Origin of the sequence: Nocardioides sp. J9 (assembly GCF_007829375.1) — a bacterium.
In the GTDB taxonomy this organism is placed as follows: Bacteria; Actinomycetota; Actinomycetes; order Propionibacteriales; family Nocardioidaceae; genus Nocardioides.
The window spans coordinates 81,115-95,770 of sequence record NZ_VLJQ01000002.1; the positions used below are offsets into that span (position 1 = coordinate 81,115).

Sequence of the window (14,656 nt, forward strand, 5' to 3'; positions counted from 1 at the left end):
TGCCGCCCGGCTGCCCATCGTGGAGTCCGGGGGACGGGGAACTGGACAGCACGCGCTACCGTGATCGGCCGTAGCAGTGCTTCGTCCCAGTAGAGCCAGGTAGAGAAGGTCCCCCGTGGCACACAAGTTGGTGATCGTCGAGTCGCCGGCCAAGGCCCGCACCATCGGCGGGTACCTCGGCGACGGCTTCGTCGTCGAGTCCTCCATCGGCCACATCCGTGACCTCCCGAACAACGCCGCCGACACCCCGGCCAAGATCAAGGACAAGCCGTGGGGGCGCCTGGCCATCGACGTCGAGAACGGCTTCGAGCCCTACTACGTCGTCCCGCGGGACAAGAAGAGCCACATCTCCAAGCTCAAGCAGCTGCTCAAGGACGCCGACGAGCTCTACCTCGCCACCGATGAGGACCGCGAGGGAGAGGCCATCGCCTGGCACCTGCTCGACGAGCTGAAGCCGAAGGGCATCCCGGTCCGGCGGATGGTCTTCCACGAGATCACCAAGGCCGCCATCCAGGAGGCCGCCGCCAACCCGCGCGAGCTCGACATGGACCTCGTCGAGGCCCAGGAGACCCGCCGCATCCTCGACCGCCTCTACGGCTACGAGGTCTCGCCGGTGCTGTGGCGCAAGGTGATGTCCGGCCTCTCGGCCGGGCGCGTCCAGTCGGTCGCCACCCGCCTCGTGGTCGACCGGGAGAAGGAGCGGATGGCCTTCAAGGCCGCGTCCTACTGGGACCTCGAGGGCACCTTCGACGCCGGCTCGAAGCACGACCAGCGGATGTTCCCCGCCAAGCTGCACACCATCGACGGCACCCGCGTCGCCAGCGGCAGCAACTTCGGCCAGGACGGCCAGCTCAAGGCCAGGGCCGACGTCGTCCACCTCGACAAGCGGCGTGCCGAGGACCTCGTCAGCGCGCTCGCCGACACGACGTACGACGTGCGCTCGGTCGAGGCCAAGCCGTACCGGCGCTCGCCGTACGCCCCCTTCCGCACCACGACGTTGCAGCAGGAGGCCAGCCGCAAGCTCGGCATGAGCGCGTCGGTGACGATGTCGGTCGCGCAGCGGCTCTACGAGAACGGCTTCATCACCTACATGCGTACCGACAGCACCACGCTGTCCGGCAGCGCGATCGGGGCGGCCCGCGCCCAGGTGCAGGAGCTGTACGGCGCCGAGTACCTCCCCGACGCGCCGCGCACCTACGCCAGCAAGGTGAAGAACGCCCAGGAGGCGCACGAGGCGATCCGCCCGGCCGGCGACACCTTCCGCACCCCGGCGCAGACCGGGCTCACCGGCGACCAGTTCCGGCTCTACGAGCTCATCTGGATGCGCACCGTCGCCTCGCAGATGAAGGACGCCGTCGGCCAGTCGGTCACCATCCGCCTCGGCGGCGCTGCCGCGACCGGCGAGGACGTGGTCTTCTCCGCGTCGGGCCGCGTGATCACCTTCCACGGCTTTCTCAAGGCCTACGTCGAGGGCACCGACGACTCGGCGGCCGCGAAGGACGACCAGGAGACCCGGCTGCCCAACCTGCAGCAGGGCGACCGCGTCTCGGCCGCGTCGCTGTCCGCCAACGGGCACGAGACCAAGCCGCCGTCGCGCTACACCGAGGCCACGCTGATCAAGGAGCTCGAGGAGCGGGAGATCGGCCGCCCCTCGACGTACGCCTCGATCATCGGCACGATCCTCAACCGCGGCTACGTCTACAAGAAGGGCACCGCGCTGGTGCCGGCCTGGATCGCGTTCTCCGTGGTCCGGCTGCTCACCGAGCACTTCACGCGGCTCATCGACTACGACTTCACCGCTGGCATGGAAACCGTCCTCGACGACATCGCGCGCGGCGAGAAGGAGCGGGTCAACGAGCTCAGCGAGTTCTACTACGGCTCCGACCGGGTCGCCGGCCTGCAGCGCCTGGTCACCGAGCTCGGCGACATCGACGCCAAGGAGCTCGCCACCTTCCCGGTCGGCTCCGAGGAGGACGGCATCCACCTGCGGGTCGGCAAGTACGGCCCGTACCTGGAGGGTCCCGGCGACGACGGCGCGCCGTTCGCGAAGCGCGCCAACGTCCCGGACGACCTGCCGCCCGACGAGCTGACGGTCGAGAAGGCCAGGGAGCTGCTCGCCAACCCCGCCGGCGAGGAGATCGACCTCGGTGTCCACCCGGAGACCGGCCTGCAGGTCGTGGCGAAGAACGGCCGCTTCGGCCCCTACGTCACCGAGCTGCTGCCCGAGGACGCCCCGAAGAGCGCGAGGCCGCGCACCGGCTCGCTGTTCAAGTCGATGTCCCTCGACACCGTCACCCTCGACGACGCGGTCAAGCTGCTCTCGCTGCCCCGCACCGTCGGCACCGCCGAGGACGGCGAGGAGATCACCGCGCAGAACGGCCGCTACGGGCCGTACCTGAAGAAGGGCTCCGACTCCCGCTCGCTCACCAGCGAGGACCAGATCTTCACGATCTCCCTCGACGAGGCGCTCAAGATCTACAGCCAGCCCAAGCAGCGCGGCCGCGCCGCCGCGGCCCCGCCGCTCAAGGAGCTCGGCAACGACCCGGTCTCCGGGCAGCCGGTGGTCGTCAAGGCCGGCCGCTTCGGCGAGTACGTCACCGACGGCGAGTACAACGCCACCCTTCGCAAGGACGACTCGGTCGAGTCGATCACGATCGAGCGCGCCGCCGAGCTGCTCGCCGAGCGCCGCGCCAAGGGCCCGGCGAAGAAGGCCGCCAAGAAGGGCGCGAAGAAGACCGCGGCCAAGAAGTCGGCGGCCAAGAAGACGACGGCGAAGAAGACCGCCAAGAAGACGACGGCCAAGAAGACCACCGCGAAGAAGGCGGCGGCGAAGAAGTCGTGACGCGGGTGCAGGAATCCCCGGCTGACCGGGGATTCCTGCGCTTGTCGACGGTTGCAACGGCCGACAAGCGCAAGGAAACGTCACCAGGTCCGCCCCCGCGGACCCACCCGCGACAACGGTCGGTGCCGTCTCGTAGGTTCTCCCCGTGACCGCCTCCGCGCCCAGCCCCCGGTACGCCGACACCGGTGTGTTCATCTGCTTCGAGGGCGGCGAGGGCGGCGGCAAGTCGACCCAGTCCCGACGGCTGCGCGACGCGCTGGAGGCCGACGGCTACCGCGTGCTGCTGACCTTCGAGCCCGGCGACACCCCGGTCGGCAAGGAGCTGCGCCGCATCGTGCTCAGCCCGGAGACCGGTGCGCTCGCCCACAAGACCGAGTTCCTGCTCTACCTCGCCGACAAGTCCGAGCACGTCGAGACCGTCGTGCAGCCCGCGCTGGAGCGCGGCGAGGTCGTGATCACCGACCGGTACGTCGACTCGACCCTCGCCTACCAGGGCGCCGGCCGGGCACTGGACGGCGGCGAGCTCGCCGAGGTCGCCGCGTGGGCGACCGGCGGGCTGCGCCCGCACCTCACCGTCGTCCTCGACCTCGAGCCCGAGGCCGGGCTGGGCCGCTTCGAGGGTCGCGACCGGATCGAGGGCGAGTCCCTGGAGTTCCACCAGCGGGTGCGACAGTCCTTCCTCGACCTCGCGGCCCGCGACCCCGAGCACTACCTGGTCCTCGACGCCCGCGGCACGATCGAGGACCTCGCGGCGGCGATCACCGAGCGCGTCGTGCCGCTGCTGGGGCGGGCGGTGCGCGGATGACGGCCGGTGTCTGGGGCACCCTCGTCGGGCAGCGGTCGACCGTCGACGTGCTGCGGACGGCCGTCTCCGGCCAGGGCATGACCCACGCGTGGCTGTTCACCGGCCCGCCGGGATCGGGTCGCAGCAACGCGGCGATCGCGTTCGCGGCTGCGCTGCAGTGCCCCCAGGGCGGCGTCGGCCCCGACTGCCCCGACGGCTGCCACGCCTGCCACACCGTCCTCGCCGGGTCGCACGCCGACGTCGCGGTGATCCGGACCGAGAAGCTCTCGATCGGCGTCGACGAGGTCCGCGAGCTCGTGCGCCGTGCCTCGCTGAGCCCGATGGGCGACCGCTGGCAGATCCTCGTCGTCGAGGACGCCGACCGGCTCACCGAGCAGGCGTGCAACGCGCTGCTCAAGGCGATCGAGGAGCCCAACGGCCGCACCATCTGGATGCTGTGCGCGCCGACCGTCGAGGACGTGCTGCCCACGATCCGGTCCCGCTGCCGCCTGGTCACCCTCTCCACGCCGACCACGCCGGAGGTCACCGCGTTCCTCGTGGCGCGCGGCGTCGAGGAGCGGCTGGCGTCGTACGCCGCCCGGGCGAGCCAGGGCCACATCGGCCGGGCGCGGGCGCTCGCGTTCGACGAGGCGGTGCGCAACCGGCGCCAGGAGGTCGTGGGGATGCCGGCCCGGCTCACGTCGCTGGGGCGCTGCATGGACGCCGCCACACGGCTCGCCTCCACCGCCAAGGAGGAGGCCGACGCGATCACCGCCGAGCTCGACGCGCGGGAGAAGGGCGACCTCGACTCGGCGTACGGCGTCGTCGAGCGCGGCCGCCGTCCGCGGGAGTACGGTCCCGCCCTCGCGGCGCTGGAGAAGGCGCAGCGCACCCGCGCCAAGCGGCGCCACCTCGACGTGGTCGACCGCGGGCTGACCGACCTGGTGTCGGTCTACCGCGACGCGATCGCGCTGGCCACCGGTGCCCCCGGCGCGCTGGTCAACGAGGAGATCCGCGACCAGGTCGAGCAGATCGCGCAGAGCACCTCGCCGGAGCTGAACCTGCGCCGGATCGGGTGGATCTTCGAGGCCCGCGAGCAGATGCTCGAGTTCAACGTGCCCGTCGCCTTGGCGCTGGAGTCCATGATGGTGGCACTCAAGGCGCCGGAGCGCTGAGCCCGTCGCCGGACGGGTGGAGACGAAGGGAAGTGCTCGGGTGAGCAAGAAGCTGATCGTTGCCGTGGCTGTCGTGTGGGCGCTCGTGCTCGCGGGAGGCATCGGCATCGGTGTCGTCCTGCTGACCGGCGACGACGACGGAGGTGGCTCCGACCGCAAGGCCGGCAGCACCGACGGACCGGGCACGGACGGGTCGGAGCCGAGCGGGCGCAAGACGCTCGAGGACTTCTACGACCAGGAGATCACCTGGAACGGCTGCGGCAGCAACGAGTGCGGCACGCTCGAGGTCCCCATCGACTACCAGGAGCCCGCCGGCGGCACGATCCGGATCGCGCTCGAGCGCCGCAAGGCCAGTGGCGACCGGCTCGGCTCGCTCGTGGTCAACCCGGGTGGCCCGGGCGCCGGGGGCACCTACCTCGCCGAGCAGGCCGACGCCTACTTCGCCCCCGCGCTGCTGGAGCGCTACGACATCGTCGGCTTCGACCCGCGCGGCACCGGCGAGTCCTCCCCGGTCGACTGCCTCACCGACGACGAGCTCGACGAATGGATCGCCGCGGACCCCGACCCCGACACCCCGGAGGAGGTCGCGGAGGGTCAGGAGGGCTCCGAGGAGTTCTGGAAGGGCTGCGAGGCCAAGTCCGGTGACGTCGCCGCCCACGTCAGCACGGTCGAGGCCGCGCGTGACATGGACGTGCTGCGGGCCGCGCTCGGCGAGGACGAGCTCGACTACCTCGGCTTCTCCTACGGCACCCGCCTCGGCGCGACCTACGCCGAGCTCTACCCCGACAAGACCGGCCGGCTCGTGCTCGACGGCGCCGTCGACCCGTCCCTGTCGGCCCGGGACGGCTCGCTCAGCCAGGCCGGGGGCTTCGAGACCGCGCTGCGCTCGTACGTCGCTGACTGCGTCGAGGGCGGCGACTGCTTCCTCGGCTCCTCGGTCGAGGAGGGCGTCGCCACGATCAAGGACCTCGTCGACTCCATCGACAAGGAGCCGCTGCCCACCAGCGACACGGAGGGGCGCGAGCTCACCGTCGGCCTGGCGTTCTACGGCCTGATCACCCCGCTCTACAGCGAGGACAACTGGGTGCTGCTCGACCAGGCGCTGCGTGAGGCGCTGGAGGGCACCGGCACGACGCTGCTGCGGCTCTCGGACTTCTACGGCTCCCGCGAGGGCGGCCGCTACACCGACAACAGCCTCGAGGCGATCTCGGTCATCAACTGCCTCGACGACCCGTGGTCGATCACCGTGGACGAGGTGCCGGACAACTTCGCCGACTTCGAGAAGGCCTCGCCGACCTTCGGCCGCGTCTTCGCGTGGGGCCTGACCTCCTGCAACGGCATCCCCTTCTCCGCGACCGACGAGCCCGACCTCGAGATCGACGGCTCGGGCGCCGCGCCGATCGTCGTCCTCGGCACGACGCGCGACCCGGCGACGCCCTACGAGGAGGCCGTCGCCATGGCCGAGCAGCTGGAGTCCGGCGTGCTGGTCAGCCGCGACGGCGACGGGCACACCGCCTACAACAAGGGCAACAGCTGCATCGACGACGCCGTGCACGGCTACCTGATCGACGGCAAGGTGCCCGACGACGGCCTGAAGTGCTGACCAGCCGCTGACCAGCCGTTGACCGGCCCCTGACCAGCCGCGGCCGCTCGGTCAGGCCGGCGGGATGATCGCCTGGATCCGCTGCGTGGCCAGCTCGATCATCAGCCGCGCCGCGGGGGAGAGGGTTGCCCCGGCGCGGTGCACGATCGCCAGCGTGTCGTAGACCCGCGGCCGCAGCGGCACCCAGCCCGCTTTCGGGGCGAGGCGAGGGAGCAGCTGCACGGCCACGCCCTTCTGGGTCACCGAGTCGGCGAGGCCGCGACCGACCAGCTCGACCGCGGTCTCGACGTCCTCGACCTCGATGCGGGTCTTGGGGTTGAGGCCCGCCTCGTGCAGCATCCGGCGCAGCACGATCCGTGCCGAGTCGACGTCGCGGTAGGTGCTCTCCGGCATGACCAGCGTCGCGTCGGCCAGCCGCTTCGCCGTCACGGGCGCCTTCAGCCGCTCGGGGTCGGCGGAGATGTAGACCAGCTCGTCGCGGGCGATCGGCGTCACCGCCATGCCCTCGCTGGCCAGCCCGGCCACGGCGATCATCGCCGCCTCCAGCCGCCCGCGGCGCAGGTCCTCCTGCACGTCGCGCGAGTGCCGCCCGACCAGCTCGACCCGGACCCCGGGGTAGCGCTCCAGCACGTCGGCGACGAGCCCGGCGCCGCCGTACAGCCGCGCGACGCCGAACATGCCGAACCGGATCGTCCCGGTCTCGAAGCTCTTGATGCTGGTCACCGCCCGCTGCGCGTCGTCCGCGGCGGCCAGCACCTTCTCGGCGTGCGGCCGGAAGGTGTCCGCCGCGGTGGTGGGTACGACGCCGCGCCCCACCCGCCGGAACAGCGGGACGCCGAGCGACTTCTCGAGGTTGCGGATCTGCTCCGACACCGACGGCTGCGCGTAGCCGAGCTCCTCCGCCGCGCGGGTCAGCGACCGGTGCTCGTAGGCCGCCAGGAAGCAGGTGAGCTGGTGCAGCGACAACATCGTGGGACCCCCGTCACATGCATAGGCATCACCTATGGATCAGAATGGAAAGAGAGGCTACCCCTTGACTCTTGCGCGGCCCACCATGGAAGGGAAGGAGGCCCCCATGTTCACCCACCACTGCACCGCCTGCGGTCGCCGCGAGCTCATCTTCCCCAGCCAGGTCGTCGGCCTGGAGAACACCGACCAGGGCATCGTCGTCCGCTTCGCCTGCTGGTGCGACGCCGAGCAGACCCTGCTGACCGGCGCCGACGTCCCGGCCCCGGCCACCCCCGCCGTCGCCGCCTGACCCACCCCCGCCCACCGGGGTTGGGGTGGATTCGCCCCCGGCCGACCCCGCTCGGTATGCTTCCGCGGTCGCCGACGCTTGCGTCGACGTACGCCGCCTTAGCTCAGTCGGTAGAGCGAATCACTCGTAATGATTAGGTCGTCGGTTCGATTCCGACAGGCGGCTCCGACGACAGTGGCTCTGGCCAGCAGAAATGCTGGTCAGAGCCACTGTACGTTATGGGGCCCGAAGGCCCGATTGACACGTTTGTGACACGTTTGGGGCGATCTCGAACGAGCCGCAACGGCCGATCTCACCCCGAAACGTGCCAGATTGCGCCGTTCGGTCCGTGAGCTCGGGGGCCGTTCGTCGCCCCGAGTCGCGAACCTGGGTCGCACTCGCTGGAGGTTTCACTCCACGCCCACATCCGAGCAGCGGTCAGCGGCTCCGACACGGCGGAGTCGAAGGCTGTCGAAGCCGTTGCTGCAACCTCGGTGCCGTCGTAACGTGGCCGGCGTCCCCCGAGAATGGGATGCGCCCCTCGGGAGGGCGAGAGACAACGTTGACCCGAGGGGCCACTTCAACGGGCGTGCCGGGCCGCCTCGTCGGCTGCCACCGCAGCGGCCTCGACCTCGGCCTGCCCGAGGTCGGCGCCGGCCGCGAGGAGGAAGTCGGCGGCCTCGCGGGAGAACGGGCTGCTTCCCGACCGGAACATCGCCATGTGCACGCCCGCGGCGCGGCTCAGCAACTCGACGCGTGTCGTGATCGCATGGAGCTCGCCGACCGCCACCTCGTTGGCTGGCTTCTCGGTGGCAATCCGCCGCGCTGTGCCGTGCAGCCGCGCTACCAGTACCCCGTCCGTCCGCTTGTACCCACCACGCCCGGCCATGGTCGGAGAGTAGGTCTACGCTCCGACACCCTGCTCATCCACGCTGCCCGCCGACCGAAGTACGACACCGCGGCGGAGCCGGTGCGGTGGTCGATCGAGCGACCGGCCTACGACGACCAGGCGCTCGCCGAGATCCGGGCAGAGGCGCCTGAGGGTTGGGTCTTGCTCTGGGTGCGCTCCGAGCGCTGACAAGGTTCCGCGGATAGGAAAGGAGCCCGCGTCAGCTTCACCGCAACGGCGTCGTACGCCGTCACTGCAGGCGGTGGCTCACGCGGGCGCTACTTGAGACGGCGGGCTGCCCGGCGGATGACGGCTAGTCTTCCCGTTGATGGTTTCCGGTGTAGATCCCTCAGCTCTGCGAGCCGCGCGGGAGAAGGCGGGTCTGACCCAGCACGAGCTCGCCCGGGTCGTCGGCGCGGCAGGCGGTGAACGGATCTCGCGTTGGGAGCTCGGCACCTCCGTTCCGCGACCTGACTTCCTCGTCAAGCTCGCCAAGGCGCTCGAGATCCCGACGCTTCGGCTGATCCGACTCGATGGCGACGTCGCCGACCTGAGGGCTCTGCGGCTCAAGGCCGGGCTGTCGGTGTCGGCGGTGGCTGCGGCGGCGAAGGTCGCTGTGCCGACCTACTACGCCTGGGAGCAGGGTCGAGGTAGCCACATCCCTGCTGCTGGGTCACTCGAGCCCATGGCGCATGTACTTGGAGAGCCGGTCGACGTGGTCGCCGCAGCCATCGAGGCAGCACAACGGCAACGCCAGAAAGGCCAAGGCTGACGCATCGGTGCCCACCTCGCGCGCAGGTGCTCGATCGGGCCCTTCGCGCTCGCGTTCGTCCACAGGCCCAAAATCGGTGGGCCACAACCGCGTCGATCTGTGGTCCCATTGTCCGACGGGAGCGGGATGCCAACTTCCATCGGGGGGAGTTGGCGGCGCTGCCGTATCCAGTCAGGACTCGGGCAGTGACATCTCGGATTCCGCCACCTGTGGACAACTCCTCCGTCAATAAAACTGCACTAGTCTCATTCTATCGAGTTGGGTGCAGGGTGATCGCCCGAGCCCTTCTCGACACGTAGGTGATCGGGAGACGAGAGGACTCGGGATTCATGTCACTGGACACCGCTCAGACAGCGCCACACGAGGCGCCCAGACCACACGACAAGCCTTCACGAGGCGCGGGCACGAGCGGCAACGTCGCGGTAAGACGTCGCCGGCGCCCGTGGATCTTCGCGCTCTGTGCCGCTCTCGTCGCGGCAGGAGCATTGGGATCGGCCTTCGCCTTCACCTCCGTCAACGACACCCAGGACGTCCTCGTCGTGAGTCGAGACATCAAGCGCGGCGAGACCATCGAGGCAGGGGACCTCGCGGTCGTGCGAGTCGGTGTCGACCCGGCGCTGACACCGGTCCCGGCCAGTCAGAGGGCTGAGCTCGAGGGAAGCCGTGCCGCGGCCGACTTGTGGGCTGGGTCGCTGCTCACGGAGCAGTCCGTCACCGACCAGTTGGTGCCCGGGGAGGGCGAGTCATTGGTGGGCATCAGTCTCACACCTGCCCAGATGCCCTCGGAACCGCTCTACGGAGGCGACGTCGTACGGATCGTGACCACTCCCGGTGACTAGGGTGAGATCAGCGACGAGGAACCGGTGAGCGTCAAGGCAACCGTGGTCGGGGTGAACCGTGTCGACGAGACGGGAGAGACGGTCGTCGACGTCACGGTGCCGCAAGGCGAGGCGGCTGATCTGGCTGCTCGTGCCGCCACCCGACGGGTCGCGCTCGTCATCGACACCAGGGAGCGCCCCACTTCTGCCAGGGGCTCAGGCGCGGGGCTGAGAACGTCCACGTCAACATCCCGCTGCGGGGCCGGGTGGTATGGTCATCAAGCGCGGCCCACTTCTTTCAAAACTTCGTCAAGAAGTACTTTGAACAACTGTTCCCATTTGGAGGAGCTAGGCCACTAAGGCTGGGGGCGCAAATGAACCTCGATGTTCCAGGGCCCAAAGATTTCCCTGTTACGGTTTCCAATATGTATTCAAACGGATGGAAATTCTCAGTGCGCCGCGGGCATCCAGACTGGCCCGGCGGAACCATTTCGTTCCGATTTTTCAAAACATATTACACCTACCCGGGTATGATCGGCCTCGATATCGACGCCTACGTGCCCTTGCATTCAGCGGGAGGGGCCTGTCTCCTGGAGCCCATCTGCCGCTATTATTACCTGAAGAATGCCCGTGATGTTTGGGCGAAGTTCGCGTTGAAGTTGAGAACGTACAGGGCCCCCGGATGGACGTAAACGACAACCCTCCTGGCGGCAAGCGCCCGCCAGGTGTGCTAGTGGCGTACGCATTCCGCGCGACGCTGTGGGCGGCGGGACTGGGTGCCCTATGGTCATTAGGATACTCGCAAGATTCGACGCCATTTCTCGTCATGGCAACGGTCCTATCGTTGCCGACGTGGCTCTTCTATTACCCCATCGCGTTTATGGTGGAGTTCATAATCCCCGGCGACGGTACGAGTTCGGCGTCAATTGAATCGGTTGTGGCATTCGGAGCAATTTGCATATCCCAAGGAATGATATTCGAGGCACTTCGCGTGGCGTTGTCGGCGGTCCTACGCAACCAGCGCCTTCGTCAAAGAACGTAATGAGCACGCCGCGCGGCCCAAGGGCCTGCATGCGAACTCACCGCAGTCCACGCGCCTCCTGGCGGCCGTGACGCGGTTGGAACGGAACGGGCACGCTGCTCGCACGAACTGGCTTGCACCAAACGGCCACCGATCGCGGACCGCTGGAACTGCCGGTCTTCCCCGCCTGCGCCCCGCCCGGTTGTCGCAACCTCGGCGACATGGAGGTCGAGGCGCGCCGAACAGCGGCACAGCTGGGTGCCGTCTGACCCTGCGGCGACGGCGGCTGGGGATCCGTGCGGGTTCCCCCGTCCCGGTATCGCTCGCCCTGGCCGCGTCGCGATTGTCAGCCCGGATCGGCTTGAACAGCACCTGTGGTTGTTGGGACGTCGGTGGAATGTCGACATGACGTCGAGGGTGCGCGCCGGCCGCCCATCCGGGCGGCCCGGTCGCCGGTCACAGAGGCCGTCGACAACGCCAACGGCCTGCGGCCGCGGACTGACCTGAACCCAAGCGCGAGGTCTTTGCTCCCAACGCTGCCGATCATGAGCGCCGCTCGTCACCGGTCAAGGGCAAGGCATGTCGACTGCGTCGACCCTTGACCGCCTCCGAGCGCCGATCGGGCAGCAGTTGTTGGGAGCAAGCCGATCCGAGGTCACACCGAGTAACGGGCCTTGGAGATCCGCAGCCGAGGAGCAGCACATGCCGATCAGCGTCAAGGAACGAGGCCGGGCCGTTGCACGCGCACAGCAGGCGCTGCGCCACCTCGAGCAACACACCGCCACCACCGTCCCCCAGCTGGGGGCGGCCCGCGACCGGCTCAACCTCACTCGGAACTGCCGAGACCCGAAGCCCGCCCTGGATGCCGTCTACGCGCTCGAGGCCTTGGTCGTCGAGGTGTACGGCGGCCTCCCCAACAGCGCTTAGCGACAACGAGTAACCACCCGCACCAGCCAACCGTCATCAACCACCTTCGGGGAACGCCACCGCAACGGCTGGGACAGCGCCGAAGGGTGAAGGGTCACGCCAAACCCAGGGCCGGACGTGCGCGGGTCGCCGTCATTTTGGTACTTCTCGGCCCCCATTGCTTTCAGCCGCTTCGCGAGGGTGAGGGCATAGCAGTTGTCGCAGCCTGCGGCGACTCGGTCGCAGCCGGTAACCGGGTTCCAAGTCATCTCAGTCCACTCGATCGCGCTGTTCGTCGCCATCGCCAGCACCTCCCCATGTGTTCGAACATGTGTTCGAATACTTGTTCGAATGTACCCCCGCGGTGTCACTCTGTCACGATTTCCATCAGGCGCCCGCAACCCGCCGGCCGGGTCGTGTCGGATGGCGGTCTACATCCGTGGCGTGCAACAGCCGTGGCGCCACCTCCCACGCGGTAGATCCGCCCCGACAGCGGCATGAGCGTGCGTTTCACAACGTCGGGTCGCTGCCGATCCCGTAGTGGCTGTTGAGGTCAAGCACGTAGTGCCCGTGCACGTCGTTCGACCGCCCGTTCACCACGATGACAAGAAAGACGTTTGGCACGTCTGCGCTGAAGAGGATGTGTTGCCAGGCGCCGCCGTCGATGGCCCAGGCGTTGGCGACCACGCGATCCGAGAAGTCGAAGCTTTGGAAGTCAAGCTCATCGATGGTCCGGATGTATCGGCCTAGATCAGCTGGCACGACGTCGTCTGGTGCGAGTGCTTCCCTCGTCTGGCCCATGGTTGCGAGGTAGTCGTTCTAGCTCAGCAGCGGCACGTTGCCGAGTGTGTCAGACGGCCGGCACGGCGTCCCCAACAACGCGCGACCGCCGGAGCAGCAGCGCGGCCGGGCCCTTAGGAGAGTGCGACGCGCGCTGGGTCAATCTGGTCGGCGGACCAAACATTCTCCGCAGAGTCGACGATCCACACCGGGGAGGCGAGCCCTTCGGCTAAGAGCGTGCCGACCTCGGCGACCCACTCGGGAGACCGACTCTCGAAGATCAAGAGTGAGGACGTTCGCGGGTCCGGCATCGCGTCCGTTGCAACGTCCCGGTCATCCCATTCCGCCGGGTCATTCTCGACGGGATAGATATTCGTCAGGGGTGCCATCGAGCCGTCGCAGTGCACCGTATCGCCACCGTCGACAAAGCGTGGGTCGGTCCGCAGGAGCGCACGCACGTTGTCGAACAGGTCCGGATCGCTGCTGAGGACAATGACGCTCCGAGGCACTTAAACAGGCTAGCGGGATGGACGCGCAGGCGTGCGACCCAGCGAACCGCGGCATGGTCGGGCGCTCCGTCCCGACAGCGGCCATGAGAGCGCGGTCAATAATCAGACTTGAGGTTCGTCGAGCCACGCGTGGAATTTCGAGTGCTCTGCCGAGCCGTAAGCGTGGAGCTCGCCGGTGGCGCGGTCGATCACTAGTGGGCAAGTGCCAACCACCGAGTCCGAGATGCTTCTAGTCTCGAGCCACCGTTTCGTCGCGAAATGCACAATCCAAGCGCGGCTGTGAGTCTCGATGCTGGTGACGACATATCCGTCTCTTGGATCGTGCGACGTCGCCTGAGGGTTGACGAGCCTGTTTGGCGTGAGAGTGCTGTTCCAACGCGCGAGTTCAGCCTCTGCAATGCGCTTGGCGTCGTTGGCGTCCACCATCGGAGCATAGATTGAACGCTGGGTCGTGCCCCGACATCGGCACGGCCGCGCGCCGGTCGAGGCAGGTGAGTGCGTTGCTAGAGCGGGCTGGCCCCGGATCACTCTTCATCGCAGCCGGGCACGCTCTCAAGCCGTGTTCGCTCGGCGGCATGGCGTTGCCAGTACTCAGCGGAGACTCGGGCGACCTGCTCGCGCAGAGCTCCTGGAGCCATGTCGCCCGACGCGCAGGGGTCAAGCTCCAGCCGTTCGAGTGCGATCGGCACCAACCACTGCAAGCCCTCGCCTTGGCCCAGCAGAAGTCGAAGATCCTCATCTGACAGATCGGAGACAGGCTTATGGCGCAAGGCGTGAACCTTCTTGATCAGAGGAGTTGCGCCGTCAGGCGCGTCGCCCCAGTCGTCGCCTTCAAGTTGGCTGAGCGACTTTCGCGGCAGCTCCTGAATTCGATCTCTGGCCACCGGACGACTCTAGGCGGCGCAGGGTGGGATTTCCGCGACGGGATCAGAAGGGGATGCGCGCACATCGGCATGTGCGGGCGCCTTTGGTCCGGCTCAATATCGGCTCATCGAGTCGGCCCCGAAGGCCATGTACGGCTCGGCGCGACAGGCTCCGACTGAAGCGGACAGGCCGGTGAACAGTGCTCTGACCTGCTACTTTGGGGGCTCATCCCAATCCAGGGTGTAGTTGCGGTCTGAAGCCGCCGGTCTCTAGCAGCGACCTGGCGATGTAGTTCGTGAGGTTGCGGAACCCGAGCGCGGAGCCACGCAGGTGTTCGAGGCGGCCGTTGATCGCTTCGGTGGGTCCGTTGCTGGTGCCGGGCCGGTCGAAGTAGGCGAGCACGTCCGCGGCGCGCTTCTTCAAGGTCCGGCCGAGTGTCGTGATCTCGACCAGCAC

General features: G+C 68.4%; 16 protein-coding genes and 1 tRNA gene. 9 read left to right on the forward strand and 8 right to left on the reverse strand.

From position 1 onward, the window contains the following. Positions 1-115 precede the first annotated feature (115 nt). The 4 genes from topA (at position 116) to L615_RS01260 (ending at position 6,404) form a co-directional block, all read left to right on the forward strand. Positions 116-2,842: a type I DNA topoisomerase gene (topA, locus tag L615_RS01245; RefSeq protein ID WP_145723832.1), complete on the forward strand. Its 2,727-nt coding sequence runs from the start codon at positions 116-118 to the stop codon at positions 2,840-2,842. Positions 2,843-2,987: 145 nt separating this feature from the next. Next, a complete protein-coding gene (gene tmk, locus L615_RS01250; RefSeq protein ID WP_028656483.1) occupies positions 2,988-3,647 on the forward strand; it encodes a dTMP kinase in 660 nt (219 codons plus the stop codon). Continuing rightward, entirely contained in the window at positions 3,644-4,801 is a 1,158-nt protein-coding gene (locus L615_RS01255; RefSeq protein ID WP_028656484.1) for a DNA polymerase III subunit delta', read from the forward strand. Before tmk ends, L615_RS01255 begins: the two co-directional genes overlap by 4 nt. 40 nt (positions 4,802-4,841) lie before the next feature. Beyond that, entirely contained in the window at positions 4,842-6,404 is a 1,563-nt protein-coding gene (locus tag L615_RS01260) for an alpha/beta hydrolase (protein WP_145723833.1), read from the forward strand. A 51-nt stretch (positions 6,405-6,455) separates the two neighbouring features. Here the strand turns inward: L615_RS01260 and L615_RS01265 are convergent, their stop codons facing one another. Then, complete coding sequence (locus L615_RS01265; RefSeq protein ID WP_028656486.1) at positions 6,456-7,373, reverse strand: LysR family transcriptional regulator; 918 nt, start codon at positions 7,371-7,373, stop codon at positions 6,456-6,458. A 106-nt stretch (positions 7,374-7,479) separates the two neighbouring features. Between L615_RS01265 and L615_RS01270 the strand changes: the two genes are divergently transcribed. After that, positions 7,480-7,662: a hypothetical protein gene (locus L615_RS01270; RefSeq protein WP_145723834.1), complete on the forward strand. Its 183-nt coding sequence runs from the start codon at positions 7,480-7,482 to the stop codon at positions 7,660-7,662. Positions 7,663-7,754: 92 nt separating this feature from the next. Then, a tRNA-Thr gene (locus L615_RS01275) sits at positions 7,755-7,827 on the forward strand. Between the two features lie 394 nt (positions 7,828-8,221). Here L615_RS01275 and L615_RS22995 read toward each other — a convergent pair. Beyond that, positions 8,222-8,530 carry a hypothetical protein gene (locus L615_RS22995; RefSeq protein WP_186449665.1) on the reverse strand — a complete coding sequence of 103 codons (309 nt, stop codon included), beginning with the start codon at positions 8,528-8,530 and terminating at the stop codon, positions 8,222-8,224. 328 nt (positions 8,531-8,858) lie between these two features. Here L615_RS22995 and L615_RS01285 point away from each other — a divergent pair, with 328 nt between their 5' ends. The 3 genes from L615_RS01285 to L615_RS01295 all read left to right on the forward strand — a co-directional run bounded on the left by L615_RS01285 (position 8,859) and on the right by L615_RS01295 (position 12,068). Continuing rightward, positions 8,859-9,302, forward strand: coding sequence for a helix-turn-helix domain-containing protein (locus tag L615_RS01285; protein WP_145723836.1), 444 nt, complete (start codon positions 8,859-8,861; stop codon positions 9,300-9,302). Between the two features lie 329 nt (positions 9,303-9,631). Next, positions 9,632-10,141: an SAF domain-containing protein gene (locus L615_RS23675; protein WP_222430403.1), complete on the forward strand. Its 510-nt coding sequence runs from the start codon at positions 9,632-9,634 to the stop codon at positions 10,139-10,141. A 1,702-nt stretch (positions 10,142-11,843) separates the two neighbouring features. Beyond that, positions 11,844-12,068, forward strand: coding sequence for a hypothetical protein (locus L615_RS01295; RefSeq protein ID WP_145723837.1), 225 nt, complete (start codon positions 11,844-11,846; stop codon positions 12,066-12,068). Here L615_RS01295 and L615_RS01300 read toward each other — a convergent pair. The 6 genes from L615_RS01300 to L615_RS01325 form a co-directional block, all read right to left on the reverse strand. Then, positions 12,065-12,349, reverse strand: coding sequence for a DUF5131 family protein (locus L615_RS01300; RefSeq protein WP_261376517.1), 285 nt, complete (start codon positions 12,347-12,349; stop codon positions 12,065-12,067). The two genes, L615_RS01295 and L615_RS01300, sit on opposite strands and share 4 nt — an antisense overlap. Positions 12,350-12,557: 208 nt before the next feature. After that, positions 12,558-12,848, reverse strand: a complete 291-nt coding sequence (locus L615_RS01305) for a hypothetical protein (RefSeq protein WP_145723838.1) — start codon at positions 12,846-12,848, stop codon at positions 12,558-12,560. A gap of 113 nt (positions 12,849-12,961) precedes the next feature. Beyond that, positions 12,962-13,336 carry a hypothetical protein gene (locus tag L615_RS01310; RefSeq protein ID WP_145723839.1) on the reverse strand — a complete coding sequence of 125 codons (375 nt, stop codon included), beginning with the start codon at positions 13,334-13,336 and terminating at the stop codon, positions 12,962-12,964. 102 nt (positions 13,337-13,438) lie between these two features. Next, entirely contained in the window at positions 13,439-13,759 is a 321-nt protein-coding gene (locus L615_RS01315; protein ID WP_186449666.1) for a YrhB domain-containing protein, read from the reverse strand. A 101-nt stretch (positions 13,760-13,860) separates the two neighbouring features. Continuing rightward, positions 13,861-14,220 (reverse strand): contact-dependent growth inhibition system immunity protein, encoded by a 360-nt coding sequence (locus tag L615_RS01320; protein WP_145723841.1) that lies wholly within the window; start codon positions 14,218-14,220, stop codon positions 13,861-13,863. Between the two features lie 205 nt (positions 14,221-14,425). After that, positions 14,426-14,656, reverse strand: a 231-nt coding sequence (locus L615_RS01325; protein WP_145723842.1) for a transposase, incomplete at its 5' end; no start/stop codon positions are given.